19 protein-coding genes, 1 tRNA gene and 2 pseudogenes are annotated in these 23,222 nt (G+C 73.3%); 12 read left to right on the top strand and 10 right to left on the bottom strand.

Annotation, left to right across the window (positions count from 1 at the left end; translation table 11 throughout):
- Window positions 1-54: 54 nt before the first annotated feature.
- The 4 genes from ilvA to ACIBJE_RS12405 are packed head-to-tail and all read right to left on the bottom strand — an operon-like array spanning window position 55 to window position 4,762.
- Window positions 55-1,275, bottom strand: coding sequence for a threonine ammonia-lyase (ilvA, locus tag ACIBJE_RS12390; RefSeq protein WP_396747114.1), 1,221 nt, complete (start codon window positions 1,273-1,275; stop codon window positions 55-57).
- Window positions 1,272-2,141 (bottom strand): DUF4328 domain-containing protein, encoded by an 870-nt coding sequence (locus ACIBJE_RS12395; RefSeq protein ID WP_396747117.1) that lies wholly within the window; start codon window positions 2,139-2,141, stop codon window positions 1,272-1,274. The genes ilvA and ACIBJE_RS12395 overlap by 4 nt, the downstream gene beginning before the upstream one ends.
- Window positions 2,142-2,193: 52 nt before the next feature.
- The gene (locus tag ACIBJE_RS12400; protein ID WP_088980607.1) at window positions 2,194-3,603 is read right to left on the bottom strand and encodes an amidase; all 1,410 of its coding nucleotides are present in this window, start codon (window positions 3,601-3,603) and stop codon (window positions 2,194-2,196) included.
- A gap of 16 nt (window positions 3,604-3,619) precedes the next feature.
- The gene (locus ACIBJE_RS12405) at window positions 3,620-4,762 is read right to left on the bottom strand and encodes a cystathionine gamma-synthase (RefSeq protein ID WP_358047939.1); all 1,143 of its coding nucleotides are present in this window, start codon (window positions 4,760-4,762) and stop codon (window positions 3,620-3,622) included.
- Window positions 4,763-4,861: 99 nt separating this feature from the next.
- Between ACIBJE_RS12405 and ACIBJE_RS12410 the strand changes: the two genes are divergently transcribed.
- Entirely contained in the window at window positions 4,862-5,293 is a 432-nt protein-coding gene (locus ACIBJE_RS12410; protein WP_396747121.1) for an HIT family protein, read from the top strand.
- Here ACIBJE_RS12410 and ACIBJE_RS12415 read toward each other — a convergent pair.
- Window positions 5,242-5,787 (bottom strand): GNAT family N-acetyltransferase, encoded by a 546-nt coding sequence (locus tag ACIBJE_RS12415; protein ID WP_396747123.1) that lies wholly within the window; start codon window positions 5,785-5,787, stop codon window positions 5,242-5,244. The genes ACIBJE_RS12410 and ACIBJE_RS12415 overlap by 52 nt on opposite strands.
- 156 nt (window positions 5,788-5,943) lie before the next feature.
- Between ACIBJE_RS12415 and msrA the strand changes: the two genes are divergently transcribed.
- From msrA to ACIBJE_RS12450, 7 genes and pseudogenes are all read left to right on the top strand, one after another.
- Window positions 5,944-6,606, top strand: coding sequence for a peptide-methionine (S)-S-oxide reductase MsrA (msrA, locus tag ACIBJE_RS12420; RefSeq protein ID WP_088980611.1), 663 nt, complete (start codon window positions 5,944-5,946; stop codon window positions 6,604-6,606).
- Between the two features lie 433 nt (window positions 6,607-7,039).
- A complete protein-coding gene (locus tag ACIBJE_RS12425; RefSeq protein ID WP_396747127.1) occupies window positions 7,040-8,824 on the top strand; it encodes an N-acetylglutaminylglutamine amidotransferase in 1,785 nt (594 codons plus the stop codon).
- A gap of 2 nt (window positions 8,825-8,826) precedes the next feature.
- Window positions 8,827-10,707: an N-acetylglutaminylglutamine synthetase gene (gene ngg, locus ACIBJE_RS12430; protein WP_396747130.1), complete on the top strand. Its 1,881-nt coding sequence runs from the start codon at window positions 8,827-8,829 to the stop codon at window positions 10,705-10,707.
- Window positions 10,704-11,921, top strand: a complete 1,218-nt coding sequence (locus ACIBJE_RS12435; protein WP_396747133.1) for an osmoprotectant NAGGN system M42 family peptidase — start codon at window positions 10,704-10,706, stop codon at window positions 11,919-11,921. The genes ngg and ACIBJE_RS12435 overlap by 4 nt, the downstream gene beginning before the upstream one ends.
- 317 nt (window positions 11,922-12,238) lie before the next feature.
- Window positions 12,239-13,171, top strand: a complete 933-nt coding sequence (locus ACIBJE_RS12440; protein ID WP_396747136.1) for a ribonuclease Z — start codon at window positions 12,239-12,241, stop codon at window positions 13,169-13,171.
- Window positions 13,168-13,686, top strand: a complete 519-nt coding sequence (locus ACIBJE_RS12445; RefSeq protein ID WP_396747139.1) for a GNAT family N-acetyltransferase — start codon at window positions 13,168-13,170, stop codon at window positions 13,684-13,686. Before ACIBJE_RS12440 ends, ACIBJE_RS12445 begins: the two co-directional genes overlap by 4 nt.
- A 47-nt stretch (window positions 13,687-13,733) precedes the next feature.
- Window positions 13,734-13,835 (top strand): annotated as a pseudogene (locus ACIBJE_RS12450) (HIT family hydrolase); the annotation flags it as partial.
- A 399-nt stretch (window positions 13,836-14,234) separates the two neighbouring features.
- Here ACIBJE_RS12450 and ACIBJE_RS12455 read toward each other — a convergent pair.
- Together ACIBJE_RS12455 and ACIBJE_RS12460 are read right to left on the bottom strand one after the other, a co-directional pair.
- Window positions 14,235-15,605, bottom strand: coding sequence for a cystathionine beta-synthase (locus tag ACIBJE_RS12455; protein ID WP_396747142.1), 1,371 nt, complete (start codon window positions 15,603-15,605; stop codon window positions 14,235-14,237).
- A gap of 74 nt (window positions 15,606-15,679) precedes the next feature.
- On the bottom strand, window positions 15,680-16,036 hold the full coding sequence (locus ACIBJE_RS12460) for a YkvA family protein (protein WP_396747145.1): 357 nt from the start codon (window positions 16,034-16,036) through the stop codon (window positions 15,680-15,682).
- 183 nt (window positions 16,037-16,219) lie between these two features.
- Here ACIBJE_RS12460 and ACIBJE_RS12465 point away from each other — a divergent pair.
- The 3 genes and pseudogenes from ACIBJE_RS12465 to ACIBJE_RS12475 all read left to right on the top strand — a co-directional run.
- A pseudogene (locus ACIBJE_RS12465) lies at window positions 16,220-17,266 on the top strand (SGNH/GDSL hydrolase family protein); the annotation flags it as partial.
- Window positions 17,267-17,385: 119 nt separating this feature from the next.
- Entirely contained in the window at window positions 17,386-18,189 is an 804-nt protein-coding gene (locus ACIBJE_RS12470) for an SGNH/GDSL hydrolase family protein (RefSeq protein WP_396747146.1), read from the top strand.
- A 110-nt stretch (window positions 18,190-18,299) separates the two neighbouring features.
- On the top strand, window positions 18,300-19,562 hold the full coding sequence (locus tag ACIBJE_RS12475) for an acetyl-CoA C-acetyltransferase (RefSeq protein WP_396747149.1): 1,263 nt from the start codon (window positions 18,300-18,302) through the stop codon (window positions 19,560-19,562).
- 71 nt (window positions 19,563-19,633) lie between these two features.
- On the opposite strand, the gene ACIBJE_RS12480 is transcribed toward ACIBJE_RS12475, so the two are convergent.
- The 3 genes from ACIBJE_RS12480 to ACIBJE_RS12490 form a co-directional block, all read right to left on the bottom strand.
- Window positions 19,634-19,975: a hypothetical protein gene (locus tag ACIBJE_RS12480; RefSeq protein WP_396747152.1), complete on the bottom strand. Its 342-nt coding sequence runs from the start codon at window positions 19,973-19,975 to the stop codon at window positions 19,634-19,636.
- Window positions 19,976-20,192: 217 nt separating this feature from the next.
- Complete coding sequence (locus ACIBJE_RS12485; RefSeq protein WP_396747155.1) at window positions 20,193-21,023, bottom strand: Bax inhibitor-1/YccA family protein; 831 nt, start codon at window positions 21,021-21,023, stop codon at window positions 20,193-20,195.
- Window positions 21,024-21,128: 105 nt separating this feature from the next.
- Window positions 21,129-21,212 (bottom strand) — tRNA-Leu (locus tag ACIBJE_RS12490).
- A gap of 103 nt (window positions 21,213-21,315) precedes the next feature.
- Here ACIBJE_RS12490 and ACIBJE_RS12495 point away from each other — a divergent pair.
- Complete coding sequence (locus ACIBJE_RS12495) at window positions 21,316-23,208, top strand: hypothetical protein (RefSeq protein ID WP_396747158.1); 1,893 nt, start codon at window positions 21,316-21,318, stop codon at window positions 23,206-23,208.
- The last annotated feature ends 14 nt before the right edge of the window (window positions 23,209-23,222 follow it).

Consider the following 23,222-nt stretch of genomic DNA (forward strand, 5'->3'; position numbering starts at 1 on the left):
GGTGATCACCGTGCCGGCGGCGCGTCACGCCTCCGGGGGCGGCGAAGACCCGCGTCACGCCTCCGGGGCGGCGAAGACCTGGTAACCGCTGGCGCGGAGCGCGCTGATCAGCATGTCGGAGTGCTCGGGCCCCCGGGTCTCCACCGAGAGCGCCACCTCCACCTCACCGAGGCGCAGGTGCGGGTGGACCCGCTGGTGCACCACGTCCACCACGTTGGCCCGGTGCTCGGCGATCTCGGTCAGCAGGGACGCGAGCTGCCCGGGGCGGTCCACGCACCGGACGGTGATCCGCAGGAAGCGCCCGGCGGCGGCGAGGCCGTGCTCGATCACCCGCAGCATCAGCAGTGGGTCGATGTTCCCGCCGGAGAGCACCGCCACCGTCGGTGAGCCCACCTCGACGGCACCGGCGAGCAGCGCCGCCACCCCGACCGCGCCGGCCGGCTCCACCACCTGCTTGTTCCGCTCCAGCAGCATCAGCAGCGCCCGGGAGATGTCCTCCTCGCCCACCGTGACCACCTCGTCGACGAGCTTGTGCACGTGGGTGAAGGTGAGGTCACCGGGACGGCCGACCGCGATGCCGTCGGCGATGGTGCTGTACGCCGGCAGGCGTACCGGCTCGCCGGCCGCCAGCGAGGGCGGGAAGGCCGCCGCCTCGGCGGCCTGCACCCCGACCACCCGCACGTCCGGGCGGAGCGCCCGGACCACCACGGCGATCCCGGAGACCAGGCCACCCCCGCCGACCCCGGTGACGATGGTCCGCACCTCCGGGTACTGCTCCAGGATCTCCAGCGCCACCGTGCCCTGCCCGGCGATCACGTCCGGGTGGTCGAAGGGGTGGATGAAGACCGCCCCGGTCCGTTCGGCGAAGGTCTGCGCCGCCACCAGGGACTCGTCCACGGTCGCGCCGACGAGCTGCACCTGTGCGCCGTACCCCTTGGTGGCCGCGACCTTGGGCAGTGGCGCGTTCACCGGCATGAAGACGGTGGCGGTGGTGCCGAGCAGGCCGGCGGCGAGGGCCACGCCCTGCGCGTGGTTGCCGGCGCTGGCGGCGACCACGCCCCGGGCCCGCTCCGCCGCGCTGAGCCGGGCGATCCGCACGTACGCCCCCCGTACCTTGTACGACCCGGCGCGTTGCAGGTGCTCGCACTTGAGCCAGATGGGCCCGCCCAGCGCGGCGGTGAGCGGGCGGGAGGGCTCCAGCGGGGTGGCCCGGGTGATCCCGGCCAACAGTTCCCGCGCTGCCTGGACGTCGGCGAGGCCGACCAGCTCCGTCATGCCCTGATGGTGCCATCTGCCCCTGGTGAGGTCATCGGGGACGGCACGGTGGTGCCGGGAGTGACCGGATACGGCACGACCGTCCCCGGGGCCAACGGGCCGGCCGGGCCTCCCCGGTCGATCCGGGCCTGCTGCGCGGCCGAGACTCGCCGGATCACCACGACCAGGGTGGCTCCGGCGACGGCACAGGCCACCATCGGCAGGATGCTCCGGTTCAGTGCCGCCGAGTACTGGTCGGCGTAGTCGAGGAACTCCCGCCGGATGGTCGGGTACGCCGGCAGCTGCTCGAACTCCCGCTCCGAGGCCCGCTCCGTCCACCACTCGGAGACCAGAAAGACCAGCCAGGCCGCCCACCAGACGCCGACCAGTCGGCCGGTGCCCGGACGCCACACGCTGGCCCGGGTGACATCGGCGACCACCCGGTACGGCATGACGAGGTTGACCAGCGGCACCAGCCAACCGCCGATCGCCCAGCCCGCGCCGAGGCCGGGCGCCGAGCCGGGGAAGGCGTCCAGGTTCATCCGTACCCGGTAGGTCCAGACGATGACCAGCACCACGGCGGTCAGGTACGCGATCAGGTAGGGGATGCTCGCGGCCAACGCGACGAACCCGGCGACCAGCAGCATGTCCTGGTCCTCGGTGCGCGCGGCCCGCTCGGCCATCGACCGGCCGACCAGCGTGGTGAGGGACACCAGCAGGTAGCACAGTGTGGTGGCGGCGACCGCCACCGAGGCGGCCAGGCCGATCCCGCGTACCGACCGGATCGGCACCTCGGGATTCACCGGCGGGGCGCCGACCGGCGTACCGCAGGTCGAGCAGTCACTCGCCCGGGGCGAGGTCTCGCCGTCGCAGGTCGCACACCGCATGGCCGGTCGTCCTCACTGTGCAGTTGTGTCTGGGCCGGCCCACACTAGACGATCATGCGGGGGCGGGCGACCCTGTTCCGACGCGCGGGTACCCGGGGGCGTGCCGCGCCCACGGGGCCTGCATCTCGAACTGGCCCGCCACGCCGAGCAGCAGCAGCTCCGACCCGGGTGGGCCGACCAGTTGCACCGCCACCGGCAGCCCGTCGGGACGCCGACCCACCGGCACCACCAGCGCCGGCAGTCCGGCGATGTTCCACGGCGCGGCGAACGGGGCGTACCGGATGCTGGTGCTCATGTTCGACCGCCAGGACCGGCCCGACCAGCTCTGCGCGGCCGGTGGCGCGCTGGCCAGCGCCGGGGTGAGCAGCAGGTCGACCGAGTGGTCGGCGAAGAAACCGATCGACCGTTCGCGCCAGGCGTCCCGGTCGGCCTGGCGGACGTAGCCCCGTCGCTGCGCCCACTCCCCCAGGGCGACGTGCCGCCGGCTGCGCCGCTGGAGGTGCCGGCGCTCCACCCCGCCGGCGCGGACATCGGCGGAGGCGGCGGCGAACCAGGTCGCGATGCCCTTGAGACCGAGTGCGGTCGGATACACCGGGTCGGCCGGCACGGTGTCGTGCCCGGCGGCGGCGAGCAGCCGGCCGGCGGCGGCCACCGCGTCCCGGTTGGGCTCGTCGGCGGCGATGCCGCGCACCGGCGAGCGGAGCGACACACCCACCCGCAGCCGCTGCGGCGGCACCAGCTTCTCCTGGGGACGTCCGGCGAGCACCTGGAAACCCACCGCCGCGTCCGCGACCGTGGTGGTCAGCATGCCGTGCTCGGCCAGGCCGAACCAGCCCTCCTCGCCGAGCTGCCAGGGCACCACGCCCCGGCCGGGCTTGAGCCCGACCAGGCCGCAGCAGGCCGCCGGAATGCGGATCGAGCCGAGGCCGTCGTTGGCGTGCGCGATCGGCACCAGCCCCGCGGCCACCGCCGCGGCGGCGCCCCCGGACGATCCACCCGGGGTGCGGGCCGGGTCCCACGGGTTGCGGGTGACCGCCGTCTCGTCGTCGGTCACCGCCCACAACCCGAGTTCCGGCATCCGGGTGACACCGAGGATGACCGCGCCCGCGCCGCGCAGCCGACGGACCACCTCGTGGTCGCCCTCGGCCACCGGGGTACGCACGGCGGCCGAGCCGCGCCAGGTGGGCAGGCCGGCGACCGGGGTGTTCTCCTTCACCGCGACCGGCACCCCGGCCAGCGGGAGGTTGGCCAGGTCCTCCTGCTCGTCGACCTTCTCCGCCTCGGTGATCGCCTCCCCGCCGCGTACCGTGCGGAACGCGGCGAGGTCGGCGTCGGCGCGGGCGACGTGGTCGAGGTGGTCGGCCACCACCTGGGTCGCCGAGACGTCCCCCCGGCGTACGCCCCGGGCGATCTGCTTCGCGGTCGCCCCGACCCAGGTCGGCATGATGTCCTGCACGGCCACCCTCCCCAGCCAGCGGTCAGCCCAGCGCCTGCTCCAGATCGGCGAGCAGGTCGTCGACCGTCTCGATGCCGACAGACAGTCGCACGAGATCGCCGGGAACTTCAAGCGGCGAGCCGGCAGCGCTCGCGTGTGTCATCCGACCCGGGTGCTCGATCAGGGACTCCACCCCGCCGAGGGACTCGGCGAGCACGAACAGCTTGGCCCGGTTGCAGATCTCGACCGCGTGCTCCTCACCGCCGGTGGCGCGGAAGGAGATCATCCCACCGAACCGGCGCATCTGCTTGGCAGCCACCTCGTGTCCCGGGTGCGACGGCAGGCCGGGGTAGATCACCTCGGCCACCTTGGCGTGCCCGTCCAGGTAGGCGGCGATCCGCTCGGCGTTGTCGCAGTGCCGGTCCATCCGGACGCCGAGGGTCTTGATGCCGCGCAGGGTCAGCCAGGCGTCGAACGGGCCGTTGATCGCGCCCATCGCGTTCTGGTGGTAGCGCAGCTGCTCGCCGAGTTCCCGGTCGGCGACGACGAGGGCGCCACCGACCACGTCGGAGTGGCCGCCGACGTACTTGGTGGTGGAGTGCACCACCACGTCCGCGCCGTGCGCGATCGGCTGCTGGAGGTACGGCGAGGCGAAGGTGTTGTCGACCACCAGCAGCGCCCCGGCGTCGTGCGCGACACCGGCCAGGGCGGCGATGTCGGCGATGCCGAGCAGCGGGTTGGTCGGCGTCTCCACCCAGACGATCCGGGTGCTGCCGGGGCGGATCGCCGCCCGCACGGCGTCCGGGTCGGAGACCTTCGCCGGGGTGTACGCCAGCCCCCAGCGCTCGGCGACCTTCGCGAAGAGCCGGTACGTGCCGCCGTACGCGTCGTCCGGGATGACCACGTGGTCACCCGGCTTGCAGACGGTACGCAGCAGGGTGTCCTCGGCGGCCAGGCCGCTGGCGAAGGCGAGCCCGACCGGACCGCCCTCGAGCGCGGCGAGGCACTCCTGGAGGGCGTCCCGGGTCGGGTTGCCGGACCGGCTGTACTCGTAACCCAGCCGGGGCGCGCCGACGGCGTCCTGGGCGTAGGTGCTGGTCTGGTAGATCGGTGGGATCACCGCGCCGGTGCGGGCCTCCGGGTCCTGGCCGGCGTGGATCGCGAGCGTCTCGAAGCCGTGACTCATTCCCCAGACGCTAGTCCCTCCACCGGGACCGACCGGGACGACCCGACCGAGCCGGTCACGTCCACGGGTGCACCCGTACGCCGAACTAGCCTTGGGCCGGTGGCGGCATGTGTGTTCTGCGGGATCGTGGCGGGTGGAGTGCCCTCGTTCCGGGTGACCGACGAGGCGGACGGGATGGCGTTCCTGGACACCCGACCGGTGTTCAAGGGGCACGTGCTGGTGGTGCCCCGGACCCACCTGGTCACCCTGGCCGACCTGCCGCCGGAGTCCCTCGCCGGCTATTTCGGACTGGTCCGCCGGGTCGCCCTGGCGGTCGAGACCGGGCTGGACGCGGGTGGCAGCTTCGTGGCGATGAACAACAAGGTCTCCCAGTCGGTGCCGCACCTGCACACCCACGTGGTGCCCCGGACGAAGGGGGACGGGCTGCGCGGCTTCTTCTGGCCACGGACGCGCTACGCCGACGACGACGAGGCGCGCTCCTACGCCGGGCGGGTGGCCGCCGCCCTCCCGTCCGCCCCCGGGCGGGTGTAGCGGGTGATCCAGAGGCCGGGGACAGGCTCGGCGTCGCCGAGCGTGGTGAAGCCGAACGACTCGTAGAGCGCCCGCGCCGGCCGGTTGGCCCGGCCGGTGGCGACGAGCACCGTACGATCACCGGCCCGGGTCAGCACCGCGTCGACCAGCGCCCGGCCGATGCCCCGTCGGTGCGCGACCGGGTCGACCACGAGCCGGTCGATGTCCACCGTCGTCGCGTCCTCGGTCCAGGCCAGCGCGCCGACCAGCCGACCGGCCTCGTACGGTCGGGCGGGAACCGCCTCTGCTGGCACGACGGGCGGCTCGCCCTCGGCGACGACGGCCCCGAGCCAGTGCAGCGACGCGGCCCGCAGGTCGTCGAGGCTCTCGTGGAGCACGGGGATGCGGTCGTCGCCGATCAGCGCCGCCTCCACCGCGTACGCGGCCCGCTGTATCCGGAGCAGCGCCCGCGCCACCGTCTCGTCCCTGCCCGGTTTCATCTCCCTGATGTCCATCGCAGGAGATCCTGGCAGCAATCGGCCCGCCAGGGGGCCCTACCCCACCACAATCGACGTGGAAAGGCCGGGGCCGGGGGCCTGATCTTCGGGTGGACGGGTAAGGACGGGGGACCCGCCGGCGTTGCAGGATAGACAGATACGAGAGGAGTCATCGTGTTCCTGCGCCGCATGAAGGCCGAAATGATCACGCCCGACCAGGCCCTGCCCGGCCGACCGATCGCGATGCCGGTCAGCGACCGGCACGAGGTGCTCGGCACCCCGCTGAAGGGCCCGTTCCCGCCGGGCGCGCAGGTGGCCGTCTTCGGGATGGGCTGCTTCTGGGGCGCGGAGCGCCTGTTCTGGGGTCTCCCCGGCGTGATCACCACCTCCGTCGGCTACGCGGGCGGCTACACCCCGAACCCGACGTACGAGGAGGTCTGCTCCGGGCGTACCGGGCACGCCGAGGTGGTCGAGGTGGTCTACGACCCGTCGACGATCGCCTACGAGGACCTGCTCAAGGTCTTCTGGGAGAACCACGACCCGACCCAGGGCATGCGCCAGGGCAACGACGTCGGCACCCAGTACCGGTCGACCATCTACACCACCAGCGACGAGCAGGCCGCTGCCGCGACGTCGTCGCGGGACGCCTTCGCCCCGATCGTGGCCCAGGCCCGCCGGGCCGAGATCACCACCGAGATCGCCCCGCTCGGCGAGTACTACTTCGCCGAGGACTACCACCAGCAGTACCTCGCCCCGACCAAGAACCCGAACGGCTACTGCAACCACGGCCCGAACGGGATGAGCTGCCCGGTCGGCGTGGCCCGTACGGCCGGCTGAGCGCGGGCGGGACGACGGCGGTGGTCGCGCCGAGCAACGCCAGGTAGGCCACCTGTGGAGCTGCCCCGTCGGTGCGGGCAGCTCCACAGGGCGCAGCGCGGTCCACGTCGCGGAGTCCACGTCGCGGAGTCCACGTCGCGGAGTCCACGTCGCGGAGTCCACGTCGCCCCTCGCCTACGACCACCCGGGCCGGTTGCCCCCGGGGACGTCCACGGCGCGCGGCCGGGCCGGGCCAGCCGAAGGGGCGGCCCGATGCTGGGAGGTTCCTCACAGCGAGCCGCACTCGCAAAAGGGTCACTCCGCGCCTGACGGACACGGAAGCGCCGATGATCCACTTCAACTCGCCAAAGGTTGCGCATTATAGCAACCCACCACCCTGCCAGCCATCAGCTCAACAGGCGAAGTGCACCATCCTCTGGCAGCATTCGTTGGCATGTGCGGACTGGCTGGGGAGCTCCGTCGGGACGGTTCACGAGCCGACGTCGCGGCGGTGGAGCGGATGGCGGCGACCATGCACGACCGGGGCCCCGACGACAGCGGCGTCTGGTCACAGGGACCGGTCGCCCTGGGTCACCGGCGTCTGAAAATCATCGACCTCTCCGCCGCGAGCGGGCAGCCGCTGGTCGACCCGGCTGCCGGGCTCACCGGCGTCTTCAACGGCTGCATCTACAACTATCGGGAGCTGCGCGCCGAACTCCAGGCGAAGGGGCACGTCTTCTTCTCCTCCGGCGACACCGAGGTGGTGCTCAAGGCGTACGCCGAGTGGGGTGACGACTTCGTCGACCACCTGGTCGGCATGTTCGCCGTGGCGATCACCGAGCGGGCCACCGGCCGCCTGGTGCTGGCCCGGGACCGGCTCGGCATCAAGCCGCTCTACCTGGCCGAGACCCCCGACCGGGTGCGGTTCGCCAGCACCCTGCCCGCCCTGCTGGCCGGCGGCGGGATCGACACCACGGTCGACCCGGTCGCGCTCGCGCACTACCTGAGCTTCCACAGCATCGTGCCGCCGCCCCGGACCATCCTGCGCGGCGTGGCCAAGCTGCCCCCGGCCACCGTCCGGGTGTACGAGCCGGACGGCCGGGTCACTGAGCGGGTCTACTGGGACCCGTCGTTCACCCGTCACCCGGACCGGGCCGACTGGTCCGAGCGGGACTGGCAGGACGCCCTGCGGGAGTCGCTCACCACCGCCGTCAGGCGGCGCATGGTCGCCGACGTGCCGGTGGGGGTGCTCCTCTCCGGTGGCCTGGACTCCAGCCTGGTGGTGGCGCTCCTCGCCGAGCAGGGCCAGCGCGGCCTGGCCACCTTCTCCATCGGCTTCGAGGCGGTCGGCGGTCGCGAGGGCGACGAGTTCCGCTACTCCGACCTGGTGGCGAAGACCTTCGACACCGACCACCACCAGATCCGGGTCGCCACCGGTGATCTCGTCCCGCCGCTGGAATCGGCGGTCGCGGCGATGAGCGAGCCGATGGTCAGCCACGACTGTGTGGCGTTCTACCTGCTCAGCGAGACGGTCGCCCGGCACGTCAAGGTGGTCCAGTCCGGGCAGGGCGCGGACGAGATCCTCGGCGGCTACCACTGGTACCCGCCGCTGGCCGGCGTCGACCGGGCGCACGCCGTCGACACGTACGCCAAGGCGTTCTTCGACCGGGACGCGGCCGGCCTGGCCCGCGTGCTCAACCCGGACCGGCTGCCCGACGGCGACCCGGCACGGGAGTTCGTGGCCGCGCACCTGGGCCGGGCGGGCGCGGAGACCGCGGTCGACGCGGGCCTGCGGATCGACACCCAGATCATGCTCACCGACGACCCGGTGAAGCGGGTCGACAACATGACGATGGCGCACGGCCTGGAGGCCCGCGTCCCCTTCCTCGACCACGAGTTCGTGGAACTCGCCGCGTCCTGCCCGCCGGAGCTGAAGCTCGCCCAGGGCGGCAAGGGCGTGCTCAAGGAGATCGGCCGCCGGGTACTGCCCTGGGAGGTCATCGACCGTCCGAAGGGCTACTTCCCGGTGCCCGGCCTCACCCATCTGGAGGGCAAGGTCCTCGACCGGGTACGCGACGCCCTGCACGCCCCCGAGGCCCGCCGTCGCGACCTGTTCCGCGCCGACTACGTCGACGCCCTCCTCACCGACCCGAACGCCGAACTCACCCCGCTGAACGGAAACAAGCTGTGGCAGCTCGGACTTCTGGAAATGTGGCTCCAGAGCCACGGAATCGACTGACCGTGACCGACACCCTGGCGACCGGGACGGCCCTGACCGAGGGGCAGCGGGCCCGGATGGCCCGGAAACGGGAGCGGGTCGGACCGGGCGGCGACCCGGTCGCCCCCGGCGAGCCCGGCGGCCGGTCGACCGACCCGGAGGCGTCGAACCGGGCCGGCCGGACCGACGTGCTGCTCGACTGCGGCTGGGGTCGGCTGGTCTTCGGCCAGACGTTCCGCGACCCGGCCGCCGTCGCCGACGTGCTCCGCTCGGAGGCCGCCGGCTCCCGGGACATCTGCATCTACCTGCGCGATCCGCACGTGCTGGTGTCCCGGCTGCACGACGAGCTGTTCATCGACCCGTCGCTGACCTACCGGCTGCCGTTGAGCCCGGAGGCGGCCCCCGGGCCGGGCCCGATCGGCGGCGAGGCGTCCGGCGACACCGGCGCGGACCTGCCGGGGCTGCGTATCCGTCAGCTCCGCGACGCGGCGGACGCCGACGCGGTGAACCGGATCTACGCCAGCAACGGGATGGTCACCGCCCCGGTGGACGTGCTGGTGGCCAACGCCGCAACCCCGTCCTTCCTGCACCTGGTCGCCGAGTCGGCCACCGGGGAGATCGTCGGCACCATCACCGGAGTGGACCACGTCGAGGTCTTCGACGACCCGGACAACGGCGCGAGCCTGTGGTGCCTGACCGTGGACTTCAACCACGCCCCGCCCGGCACCGGTCAGGCGCTCCTGACCGAGCTGGCCGCCCGGCTCACCGACCGGGGCCGCGCCTTCGTCGACCTGTCCGTGCTGGCGGAGAACGTCGGGGCGATCCGGCTGTACGAGCGGCTGGGCTTCTACCGCACCGCCACGCTCTGCGTGAAGCGGAAGAACCCGATCAACGAGCGGCTGTTCCTGCCCGCCCTGCCGGCCGGCTACGACGAGCTGAACCCGTACGCCCGGATCATCGCTGACGAGGCGATGCGCCGGGGCATCCGGGTGGAGGTCACCGACCCGGCCTGGGGTGAGCTGCGGCTGACCACCGGCGGGCGGACCATCCTGACCCGCGAGTCGCTCTCCGAGCTGACCTCGGCGGTCGCGATGAGCCGGTGCGACGACAAGCGGGTGACCCGGCGGATCCTCACCGAGGCGGGGCTCGCCGTGCCGCGCGGCCGGACGGCCACCGGCGACGCCGCGGACGAGGCGTTCCTGGCAGAGCTCGGCGCGGTGGTGGTCAAGCCGGCCCGGGGCGAGCAGGGCAACGGCATCACCGTCGGGGTACGGACCCCGGAGGCGCTGCGGACCGCCGTCGAGCTGGCCCGCCGGTACTGCCCGGAGGTGCTGGTCGAGGAGCTGCACGCCGGCGAGGACCTGCGGGTGGTCGTGATCGACCACGAGGTGGTCGCGGCGGCCGTCCGGCGGCCCGCCTCGATCACCGGCGACGGGGTGCACGACGTCACCGAGCTGATCGAGCGGCAGAGCCGCCGCCGGGCCGCCGCCACCGGTGGCGAGTCCCGCATCCCGATCGACGAGATGACCCGCGAGGTGGTCGCCGAGGCCGGGTACGGCATGCACGACGTGCTCCCGGAGGGCACCGTGCTCGCCGTCCGGCGCACCGCCAACCTGCACACCGGCGGCACCATCCACGACGTGACCGGGGAGCTGCACCCGGAGATCGCCGAGGCGTGCGTGGCGGCCAGCCGGGCGCTGGACATCCCGGTCACCGGGCTGGACCTGCTGGTCACCGCGCCGGACCAGCCGGAGCACGTCTTCATCGAGGCGAACGAGCGGCCCGGCCTGGCCAACCACGAGCCCCAGCCGACCGCCGAGCGCTTCGTGGACCTGCTGTTCCCGGGCACCCGGGCACCGCACCGGCTCTGGTCCCCGGCGGGTACGGCATCCTCGACGGCATGACCGAACGTCGTCCCGTCCCGCTTCCGCTCGACCTGGACTACCTGCGGCAGGTGCTGCTGGAACTCCTGGAGATCCCCAGCCCGTCGGGGCGTACCGACCACGTGCAGCAGTACGTGGGCGAGCGGCTCTCCGCCCTCGGCATCTCCTCCACGCTGACCCGGCGCGGGGCGCTGAGCGCCTACCTGCCCGGCCCCCGGGCCACCGGCGCGGACCGGGCGATCGTGGTGCACACCGACACCATCGGCGGGATGGTGAAGCGGCTGAAGGAGAACGGCCGGCTGGAGCTGAAGTCGATCGGCACGCACAGCGCCCGCTTCGCCGAGGGCGCGCACGTGCGGATCTTCACCGACGACCTGGACCGGGTGATCACCGGCCAGGTGCTGCCGTTGAAGGCCAGCGGTCACCGCTACAACGAGGGGGTCGACCTCCAGGGCGTCGGCTGGGAGCAGGTGGAGGTCCGGGTCGACGAGCCGGTGGAGGACATCGCCGGGCTGCGTGCGCTCGGCATCGACGCGGGCGACTTCGTGGCGTTCCTGCCCAACCCGACGATCACCCCGAGCGGCTTCGTCAAGTCCCGCCACCTGGACGACAAGGCCGGGGTGGCGGCGGTGCTGACCGCGTTCAAGGCGATCGTCGACGCGGGCGTCCAGCCCCGGGTCACCGCGCACCTGCTGGTCACCGTCACCGAGGAGATCGGGCACGGGGCCAGCCACGGCCTCGACCCGGACGTGGCCGAGATCGTCTCGGTCGACGCGGCGGTGGTCGCCCCGGGGCAGCAGTCACGCGAGAACGCGGCGACCCTGGCGATGGGGGACGGGGTGGGCCCGTTCGACTACCACCTGACCCGCAACCTCGCCTCGATCGCCGGCGAGCACGACGTCGACCTGGTCCGGGACGTCTTCGACTACTACCGCTCGGACGTGGCGGCGGCGGTCGAGGCCGGCGCGCACGCCCGGGTGGCGCTGCTCGGCTTCGGGGTGGACGCCACCCACGGTCACGAGCGCACCCACCTGGACGGGCTGCGCCACCTGACCCAACTGCTCTGCCTCTACCTCCAGAGCGACCTGGTCTTCCCCGAGTGGGACGCCGAGCCCGAGGGCGACCTGGCCGACTTCCCGTCGCTGGCGGTGCAGCCGGCGTCCGAGGAGGGGCCACGGGAAGGCCCGATCGGCATCGCCGAGCCCACCGACCGGCACGCCTCGGACCCGTCCTGACCTGCGCCGGCAGCAGGTGACGTAAAACCGTTGCCGCCGGAGTCGGGAAGTGGATAGCGTGGCGGTACACGTGAAGGGAGGTGATCCGAAGCTTTGTGTAGTTATCGGACTCGTGAGGTGGCTGTCCGCTAGCCGCTGTCCTTGACAGTCGACCGTCCGTCCTCCGGGGCGGGCACAGAAGATCGTCGAGACCGTGTGGCAGCGGTGCGGCGAATCCAGAACAGCCACCCGACCCCCGGGGTGCCGGCCCAGTCCAGCCGGCCCGTGCGTCAGCGCGGACGCCCCGGGGGTCGACCCCTGTACGGAGGGTGTACGCCGTGTCGATGCGTGAGCTGACGGTGCTCGGCACCGCCAGTCAGACGCCGACCCGGCAGCGCAACCACAACGGGTACGTGCTGCGCTGGGACGACGAGGTGATCCTCTTCGACCCGGGCGAGGGGAGCCAGCGTCAGCTCCTGCACACCACGGTCACCGCCACCGACCTGACCCGGATCTGCGTCACCCACTTCCACGGCGACCACAGCCTCGGGCTTCCCGGCATCATCCAGCGCCTCTCCCTGGACCGGGTGCCGCACCCGGTGGCGGTGCACTTCCCGGCCGGCGGCGCGGAGTACTTCGCCCGGCTGCGGCACGCCACCAGCTTCCACGAGACCGCCGAGCTGCGACCCGAGCCGGTCGACGCAGACGGGCAGCGGATCGCCCTGCGCGGCGGCCACACCCTGACCGCCCGCCGACTGCGCCACCCGATCGAGACGTACGGCTACCAACTGGTCGAACCGGACGGCTGCCGGATGCTCCCGGAGCGGCTGGCCGCGTACGGCATCGGTGGCCCGGCCGTCGGGGAGCTGCTCCGCGTCGGTCACCTGGACGTCGGCGGACGCCGCGTGCGCCGCGACGAGGTGAGCGAGCCCCGGCCGGGGCAGCGCTTCGCCTTCGTGATGGACACCGGGCTCTGCGACGCGGTGTACGCGCTCGCCGAGCGGGCCGACCTGCTGGTGATCGAGTCGACCTTCCTCGACTCGGAGACGGCGCTCGCCGCCGAGGTCGGGCACCTCACCGCCGCCCAGGCCGCCCGGGTCGCGGCCGAGTCCGGGGTACGCCGGCTCGTGCTCACCCACTTCTCCCAGCGGTACGCCGACCCGGCCCGGTTCGCCGCCGAGGCCCGCGAGCACTTCACCGGTGACCTCGTGGTCGCCGAGGACCTGGCCACGATCGCGGTGCCGCCCCGGCGGGTACCCTCGCCCGGGTGACACCCACTCTCCGCCACGCCGTCGCCGACGACCTGATGGCGGTCGGCAGCCTGCACCAGCGTTCCCGGGTCGCCGCCTACTCGTCGTTCCTGCCCCCGGAGGCGCTGGCCACCCCGACGCCCGAGGGAATGGGGCGGTACTGGGTCGAGCGCTGGTCGTACGAGCGCGACGACCACCTGATGACCGTCGCCGAGCGGGACGGCCGGCTGGTCGGCTTCACCTACGTCGGCCCGGACGAGCTGGACGGCGTGGTCGACCCGCACGCGGCGATGCTCCGCGCCATCCACCTGGACCCGGCCGAGCAGGGCCGGGGCACCGGCCGGGCGTTGATGGACGACGCGCTGCACACCATGCGGTCGTGGGGACGGACCCGGGCCACCCTCTGGGTGCTCGCCGGCAACGTCCACGCCCGCCGCTTCTACGAGCGCGGCGGCTGGGCTCCGGAGGGCCGGGAACGCGATGAGCACTTCGGCCCCGTCGTCACCCGTCAACTCCGCTACGCCCGTCCCCTCTGACCATCATCAGGCTCGGAGCAGGGACTCCAGGGGCTCCCGATCCCTCGGTTCGCCAGGTCGCTGCCCCCGTCGAGCGGAACCAGGGTGCCTGCCGAGTGCTGACCAGCCTCGGCCGATACCAAGACTCCGAACCTCCGCACTCCCACGTCCACCACCCAACAATCATTACGGTACGTGTTCACGGTCCGGATGACGATCATCCTGCACGTCGAGTGACCAGATGCCGAGCAACTTATACCCGCACCCTTCCCTTTGCTTCGCACCCCAATCCGCACCAACCCCACTGAGCAGGGATTGCAAGAGGTTTTCAGTGCTGGTGCCGCCGCCCACCGAGGGCGCCTGTCGCGTAGATGGGTGCAGAGCAAAGGACGCATCGGGAGATGGAAAGCCCCCGACTGCATGTCACTCATGGTGACGGCCAGTGGTGAGCGATCGGTGACGGCGCCCACGCCGGGGCCGGAAGATGCTGCGGCTTGAAGCTGTTCCTGTCCCGGGTCGGTGGCGAAGCGTCGGTTCGCCACCGACCCGGGACAGGCCGATTGCCTTGCTCAGCGGCCGCCGAGGTGGGCCAGCAGGTCCTGCCGGGTGAGCACGCCCTTGGGCTTGCCGTCGATCAGCACCAGCGCGGCGTCGGACTTCTCCAGCAGGGCCACCGCCTCGCTGACCGGCTGCCCACCGCCGACCATCGGCAGCGGCTCGCCCATGTGCCGCTCGATGGTGTCGTGCAGGTGGGCCTGGCCGGTGAAGAGGGCGTCGAGCAGATCCCGCTCGGCGATCGAGCCGGCCACCTCTCCGGTCACCACCGGCGGCTCGGCCTTGAGCACCGGCAACTGCGAGACGCCGTACTCACGCATGTAGTCGATCGCGTCCCGGACCGTCTCGGTGGGGTGCACGTGCACCAGCTCGGGCAGGCCGCCCGGCTTGGCGGCGAGCGCGTCGGCCACGGTCGGCTCGTCACCGCCGGCCGTCAGGAAGCCGTACCGGGCCATCCAGGTGTCGTTGAAGATCTTCGACAGGTAGCCCTTGCCGCTGTCCGGCAGGAGCACCACGACCACGTCGTCCGGACCGGCGGCACGGGCCACCTCCAGAGCGGCCACCACGGCCATGCCGCAGGAGCCGCCGACGAGCAGCCCCTCCTCCCGGGCCAGCCGCCGGGTCATCTCGAAGGATGCCTTGTCGGAGACCTCGATGATCTGGTCGGCCACGGACTTGTCGTACGTCTCCGGCCAGAAGTCCTCGCCGACCCCCTCGACCAGGTACGGCCGGCCGGTGCCGCCGGAGTAGACCGAGCCCTCCGGGTCCGCGCCGATCACCTTCACCCGACCGTCGGACGCCTCCTTGAGGTAACGCCCGATGCCGGAGATGGTGCCGCCGGTGCCCACCCCGGCCACGAAGTGGGTCAGCCCACCGCCGGTCTGCTCCCAGAGCTCCGGGCCGGTGGTCTCGTAGTGCGAGCGCGGGTTCGCCGGGTTGCTGTACTGGTTGGGCTTCCAGGCGCCCGGGATCTCCCGGGCCAACCGGTCGGAGACGTTGTAGTAGGAGCGGGGGTCCTCCGGGGCGACCGCCGTCGGACAGACCACCACCTCGGCCCCGTACGCCCGCAGCACGTCCTGCTTGTCCTGGCTGACCTTGTCCGGGCAGACGAAGACGCACTTGTAGCCCTTGAGCTGCGCCACCAGAGCCAGTCCGACGCCGGTGTTGCCGCTGGTCGGCTCGACGATGGTGCCGCCCGGCTTCAGGATCCCGGCGGCCTCGGCGTCCTCCACCATCCGCAGCGCGATCCGGTCCTTCACCGACCCGCCGGGGTTGAGGTACTCCACCTTCGCCAACACGGTGGCCTGGATGCCGGCGGTGACGTTGCGGAGCCTCACCAGCGGGGTGTTGCCGATCAGCTCGACGACGTTGTCGTAGTACTGCACCTCGTTGTGCCCTTCTCCTCCGGTGCCGGCAGCGGCGCCGGGCGACGGTTGGTCGACGCCCAGGGTACGTGGCGTCAGGACAGGACACTCCCAGGGATGACGGACGCGCGACGCGCCTCCCACTCCAGGAACCGCTCCGTCTCGGCGAGCACGCTGCCGGCCAGCCAGGTGACCATCACCGCGTCGTCGACCAGGCCGAGAACGGCCAGGAACATCTCCGGCACCAGGTCGACCGGGGAGACGACGTACGCCGCCGCCGCCGTCATCAGGGCCAGCCGGAGGCCGCCGTCGTACTCGCCGCGCGCGCTGGCCTTGATCATCCGGGGCAGCGCCGCCACCCGGGCGCCCAGGGACGGACCACCCCGCGCCCCGGCCATCAGTGCCCGGGCCAACGCGGCGAACGCCGCACTCCGCTTCAACGTCCTCGCCATGTCAGTGCCCCTCTCTCCTCGACCAGCGTGCCGGGCCGGCGCAACCGCCGCCGGTGCCGCGCGGCCGGCCGACCCGGACGGCCGGCGATCGATGGATGACGTACCCAGAATGTCCCGCCGCCAGGCACCGGAGCGCCATCGCGGGGACAGCGACGTGTCGCTCCCGCGCGGTACTGTCGGCTCATGGAGGAGGTGACTGGATCCGTCGTGTCGGCCGGTGCACGCTGGCGACGCGCCCGGCAGGTCGCCCGCTACACGGCGATCGGCGCGGGTGCCACGGCGGCGGCCTTCGCCACCACGACCGGCGTCCTCCTCGGCCAGGCCAAGCAGGCCCGCCGGACGATCCCGATGGCCGAGGCGCCCCCACCCCGCTGCGACGGCGTCTACGGCCCCAAGCTGTCCGGTCCCCCGTTGACCATGGTGCTCCTCGGCGACTCCTCCGCCGCCGGCTACGGCGTGCACCGGCGCCGGGAGACCCTCGGCGCGCTGCTCGCCACCGGCCTGTCCCGCCGGCTGCACCGGCCGGTGCGGTTGCACCGGTTCGCCGTCGTCGGCAGCCTCTCGGCGGGGCTGCGACCGCAGGTCGAGGCCGCCCTGGAGCAGCAGCCGGACATCGCGGTCATCCTGGTCGGCGGCAACGACGTCACCAACCGCACCCCGCCGGCCGTGGCCGTGCGCTACCTCACCGACGCGGTCCGCGACCTGCGCGCGGCCGGCGCGGAGGTGGTCGTCGGCACCTGTCCCGACCTCGGGGCGATCCAGCCGATCCAGCCACCGCTGCGCTGGCTGGCCCGCCGCTGGGGTCGGCAGCTCGCCGCCGCCCAGACGGTCGGGGTGGTCGAGGCCGGCGGCTGGACGGTCTCCCTCGGCGACCTGCTCGGCCCCCGGTTCGCAGCCGAGCCGGGCCGGATGTTCGCCTGGGACCGGTTCCACCCGTCGGCCGAGGGGTATGCGGTCGCCGCGTCCGTGCTGCTGCCGACGGTCCTCTCGGCGCTCGGCACGGGTCCGGAGCGTCGGCCGGCGCTGGCCCGGGGCGAGGGCGTACGGTCGCTGCCGCAGGCGGCGCAGGAGGCCGCCCGGCACCCGGGCACCGAGGTCAGCGGCACCCAGGTCAGCGGGCACGACCGGGGCCCGGCGGGGCGTTGGGCGCAACTGCGGCGGCGGGCCTTCGTCGCGGTCGGTGCGCTTCCCGCGCACGCGGGCGAGCCGGTGCCGCACCGCGCCACCGACGCGGTCCCCGCGCCCGGCGGGCCGGAGACCGGCGACGTGCCCCGACCGGCGGGGAGGCCGGAGACAGGCGACGCGGTCCGACCGGCCGGGGGCACGCAGACAGCAGTGGAGGGACGAGCATGAGCGAGCGGAACACCCGCACCGAACTGGCGGCCCGTATGGGCCGGGTCGCGGCCCTCTCCCTGCTGGCCGGCACGGTCGGCGGCGCGGCGGTCCTCGCCGGGGAGGCCTTCGTCGCCCGCACCCGCCGTTACGCCGAACCGGAACTCGGTCTCGCCCTGCGGGCGACGGTCGGGCGGGCGGACGCGCCCCCGCTGCGGCTGGTCCTGCTCGGTGACTCGGCCGCCCTCGGGGTCGGCGTGCAGCAGTTCGGCGAGACGGTCGGCGGCCAGCTGGGCCACCTGCTCGCCGAGGGGCCGGCCGGCCGACGCGTGCACCTGTCCAGCGTCGGGGTCTCCGGGTCCCGCTCCACCGACCTGGCCACCCAGGTGGCCCGGGCCCTGCTCGGGAGCCGCCCGGACGTGGCGGTGATCCTGATCGGGGCGAACGACGCGACGACCCTGCGCCGGCCGTCCGACGCGGCGGCGTACCTCGGCGGTGCGGTCCGCCGGCTGTGCGACGCCGGGGTGGAGGTCGTGGTCGGCACCTGCCCCGACCTCGGCGCGGTCCGGGCCGTCGCCCCGCCGCTGCGCCAGGTGATCGGCTGGTCCGGACGACGCACCGCGCGGGCGCAGACCGTGGCGGTGCTGGAGGCCGGGGGCACGGTGGTGGATCTCGCCACCGAGACCGGGGCGGTCTTCCGGGCCGACGCCGGGACGCTCTGCCACGACGGGTACCACCCCTCCGCCGACGGCTACCGGGTCTGGGCGCACGCGCTGCTCCCGGCGGTGGCCGCCGCCGCGGCCGTCGCCTCGTCCCGCTGACCGGACGGCCGGGTGACCTCGTCGCCCCGGGCCACTGACCGCACGTACGGGCGACCGCCGTCACGCCGGCCCACTTCCACCACAAGTTACCGACGGGTTAACGTTGGTTCATGCCGACTGAGTCGTCCCGCGACGCCGTCATCGTCGCCACCGCCCGCTCCCCCATCGGCCGGGCGCACAAGGGTTCCCTCCGCGACGTCCGCCCGGACGACCTCGCGGCGACCATCGTCCGGGCCGCGCTGGACAAGGTCCCCCAGCTCGACCCGACCGAGATCGACGACCTTCACCTGGGCTGCGGCCTGCCCGGGGGCGAGCAGGGCTTCAACATGGCCCGGGTGGTGGCCACGCTGCTCGGGCTGGACACCGTGCCCGGCGCGACGCTGACCCGGTACTGCGCCTCGTCGCTCCAGACCACCCGGATGGCGATGCACGCGATCCGGGCCGGCGAGGGGGACGTGTTCGTCTCCGCCGGGGTCGAGTGCGTCTCCCGGTACGCCCGGGGTAGCTCCGACGCCCTGCCGCCGGAGGCGCAGGCGCTGGTCGGCGGTGGTTGGGAGAACCCGCGCTTCGCGGCGGCCCAGGAGCGGTCGGCCCGCCGGGCGGCCGGCGGCGCGGAGGTCTGGACCGACCCGCGCGAGGCCGGCGAACTGCCCGACATCTACCTCGCCATGGGGCAGACCGCGGAGAACCTGGCCCAGGCGTACGACGTGAGCCGCGCCGACATGGACGAGTTCGGCGTCCGCAGCCAGAACCTCGCCGAGAAGGCGATCGCCGATGGCTTCTGGGCCCGGGAGATCACCCCGGTCACCACCCCGGACGGCACGGTGGTCAGCACCGACGACGGCCCACGTCCCGGGGTGACCCTGGAGGGCGTGGCCGGGTTGAAGCCGGTGTTCCGTCCGGACGGTCGGATCACCGCCGGCAACTGCTGCCCGCTCAACGACGGGGCCGCCGCCGTGGTGATCATGAGCGCCCAGCGGGCCCGGGACCTGGGCATCACCCCGCTGGCCCGGATCGTCTCCACCGGCGTCACCGCCCTCTCCCCGGAGATCATGGGCCTCGGCCCGGTCGAGGCGAGCCGGCAGGCGCTCGACCGGGCCGGCATGACCATCGACGACGTCGACCTGGTGGAGATCAACGAGGCGTTCGCCGCCCAGGTGATCCCCTCGTACCGGCAGCTCGGCATCCCACTGGAGAAGCTGAACGTGATGGGCGGCGCGATCGCCGTCGGCCACCCGTTCGGCATGACCGGGGCCCGGATCACCGGCACCCTGCTCAACGCCCTCCAGTGGCACGACCGGTCGATCGGCTTGGAGACCATGTGCGTCGGCGGCGGCCAGGGCATGGCGATGGTCCTCGAACGTCTCTCCTGACGCCTGTACGACATCGAGGCCCGGCAGTGGCACCAGCCCTGGCCTGCGATGGCGGCCCGCTGAGGGATCGGTCAGAGGGCGGTTCGGGTCGCCGTCACCTCGGCGGCGGCCCGGGCCAGCACCTCGGGCGCAGGGGCTGCGGCGACCAGGTCGGCGGCGACCACCCGGAGCTGGTCGGGCAGGGCCAGGTCGTTGTCCAGCCGGGGAACGGTGCGTCGCGGCTGGCCCTCCGCGTCGGCCGCCAGGTTGGCGACCTCCTGCACGAGCCGGTGCACCAGGTCGGCACGGGAGACGTTGCCGTCGGCCAGCGCCGCCCAACGCGGCGACTGCCAGTGCCCGACCTGCCGGACCAACTGCTCCACCGCCCGGTCCAGTTCGCTGGCGGAGGCCGGGTCGTCGGCCGCCGGGTTCACCGGACACCGGCCTGTTCCGCCGGGTACGCCCCGGCCCGCACGCTGCTCACCGGTGGGAGTCTACGGTCGCGTCACACGCCACGGACGCGGTCGGCCCTTCCGGGTTCGGCCGGCCGGTCGGATGCGACCGGGGACGGTGGCCGCGCCCCGCGACGACGGGCGCCCGCCCCCGGAGGTGGGGGCGGGCGCACCGGTCGGTCGACTGCTGACTGATTGCTCAGTCGTCGCCCTGGAAGTAGCTCAGCAGGCGCAGGATCTCGATGTAGAGCCAGACCAGGCTGACCAGGATGCCGAAGGCGGCCACCCAGGAGTAGCGCTGGGGCAGCCCCATCCGGACGCCCTCCTCCACCTCGTGGAAGCTCAGGATGAAGCTGAGCGACGCCACCACGATGCAGACCAGGCTGAAGCCGATAGCCAGCGGGCTGCCGTCCCGCAGGCCGGTGTTGACGCCGAACAGCGCCAGCACCAGGTTGATCAGCATCACCGCGAAGAGGCCGACCATCACGGCGATCATGCCGCGCACGAACTTCGGCGTGGCCCGGATGACGCGCGCCTTGTAGAGCACGGCCATCAGGAAGAACACGCCGAAGGTGGCGGTGGTGGCCTGGAGCACGATGCCGTCGTAGAGCGACTCGAAGGCCTTGCTCACCATGCCGACGAAGACGCCCTCGACGACCGCGTAGGTGATGACGAGCGCCGGGTTGGCCATCCGGGAGAACGAGATGACCATGCCGAGCGCGAGGCCGACGATGGCGGCGCCGATCCAGGCGACACCGACCAGGGCGTCGGGCACGAGCACCCAGGCCGCCGCAGCGGAGGCGGCGAGGATGCCGAGGAGCATGACGGTCTTGACCACGACGTCGTCGAGCGACATCGGCGTCACGGTGGGCGGTGCGGCCGGGTAACCGGGGGCCGCCGGGTAGCCCGCACCCGGGTACTGCTGGGGGTAACCGGGCTGCCCATGCGGCCCGGTCGGGGCGTACCCGGCCGCCCGCTCCCGCTCAGCCGCCTGGCCGAGCCGGGCGAGCACCGGGTTCGAGGTCTTCACTTTCAGCCTCCCTCAGGGGGTCGATGCACGGTGAACGTGCCTATCCAGGGTAAACCGCCGGGCCGACCTCTTGGTGATCACCAAGCTGAAGGGAAGCTGAGAGTCTGGTGCCCGGGGCGGGGGTCGAACCCGCACGCCTTGCGGCAGCCGCTTTTAAGGCGGCCGTGTCTGCCGTTCCACCACCCGGGCGGGTGACCACCGGCGCGTCGACACGCGGCGGTGCAGTGTCACGGTAACCGGTCTCGCCGAACCCGGCGTACCCCGATACCACCTCGGCACTATGGTCGAGGCCGTGAGCAGCGCAGCCTGTGCCGATCAGGACGCCGGGCCCGACCGGGACGCCACCCCGGACGTCCCGGCGGTGCCCGGCTCCCGGCGGGCCCGGCTCGTCGCCGCGGCCCGCCGGAACCGGGTGGATCTGCTGGCCGGTCTGGGCTTCCTGGTCCTCGCCGGGGTGCTCACCCACGGGCTCTGGCCGAACCCGTCCGGTCGGGTGCTGGCGCTCAATCCGGAGGACCAGACCCTCTACGAGTGGTTCCTGGCCGTCGACTCGCGCGCGCTGCTCGGTGACTTCAGCCTGCTCACCGACCGGCTCAACGCCCCCGACGGGGTCAACCTGATGGCCAACACCACGGTCATCGCGCTCGGGGTGCTCTTCGCCCCGGTCACTTTGCTCTTCGGCGCGCCGACCACGTTCGCCCTGCTCGCCGCGCTCAACCTGGCCGGCACCGCGATCGCGTGGTACGCGCTCTACGTCCGGCTGCTCGGTGCCGGCCGGCTGGCCGCCGCGCTCGGTGCCGGCCTCTGCGGCTTCGGGCCGGGCATCGTGTCACAGACCAACAGCCACCTGCACATGACCGCGCAGTGGCTGGTGCCGGTGATCATCTGGCTGGTGGTCCGCATGCTACGGGCCGCCGACCGTCCCTCCCGGGCCGACAGGACCGGGCGGGACCGGGACGGCCGCGTCGGGCGAACGCCGACCGGGCGGGCCGGTGGCCGCGGAGCGGACCGGCGGCTGGTCACCTCAGCCGTGGGACTGGCCGTCGTGGTGACCGCCCAGGTCTTCGTCGGTGAGGAGGTGCTGTTCCTCGCCGCGCTCACCCTGGCGGTGATGGCCGTCGCCTACGCCGTCGTCGACCGGCGACTCGCCCGGCGGGCGTTCCCGGCCTTCGCGGCAGGCATGCTGCTCGCCACCGGGCTCGCCCTGGTCGTGCTCGCCTACCCGCTCTGGTTCCAGTTCGCCGGGCCGCAGGGCGTGGCCGACGGGATGTTCAGCCCGTACTACTTCTCGGCCGACCTGACGAGCTGGTGGACGTTCTCGCCGCTCTCGCTGGCCGGCGACGACACGGCGGCCCGGCTCACCACCGGTCCCGCCGAGTACAACACCTTCCTCGGCTGGCCGCTGCTGCTGGTCGGCGCGGCCGGCGCGGTCTGGCTGCGTCGCCAGCCGCTGGTGGTCGCCTGCGTGGTCGGCACGCTGGTGATGGGTGCCCTGGCGCTCGGCCCGAACGTGGTGGTCGACGGGGCGCGGACCAATGTCCCGGGGCCCTTCCGGTTCCTGCTCGACGTGCCCGTGGTGGACGGCGCGCTGCCGATGCGCTTCGCACTGGCGGTGCTCCCGCTGCTGGCCACGGTGCTCGTGCTCGCCGTCGACCGGGCGTGGCGCGGCGGGGGCCGGTGGCGGGTGGTCGTCCCGGCCGCCGTCGTGGCGGCGATGCTGCCGGCGGCACCCGCCCCGCTGGCCACCGAGGACCGGCCGCCGGTGCCGGAGTTCATCACCGCCGGGCACTGGCGCGACTGCGTACGTCCGGGCGGAGTGCTGGTGCCGGTGCCCGCGCCCACGCCCAAGGACCCCTGGCCGATGCGCTGGGCGGTGGCGGCGGACGCGGCGTTCGCCCTGCCCGAGGGCTTTTTCATCGGGCCGTACGGACGCGACGGCACGGCGGCGATGGGCACCTACAAGCAGCCCACGTCGGCGCTGCTGGCGGAGGTGGCCCGACACGGCGAGCAGCCCCTGGTCAGCGAGGGGCAGCGCCGGCAGGCGGCCCGGGACGCCGAGTTCTGGAACGCGTCCTGCGTGGTGCTCGCCGCCGACGAGCGGCACGCCGAGAGCCTGCGCGGCACGCTGGAACAGCTCTACGGACCGGCGACCCGGGTCGCCGACGCCTGGATCTGGCGTCCCTGACCGCTCATTGCGCC

This window comes from Micromonospora sp. NPDC050187, assembly GCF_044459745.1.
Classification (GTDB): domain Bacteria; phylum Actinomycetota; class Actinomycetes; order Mycobacteriales; family Micromonosporaceae; genus Micromonospora.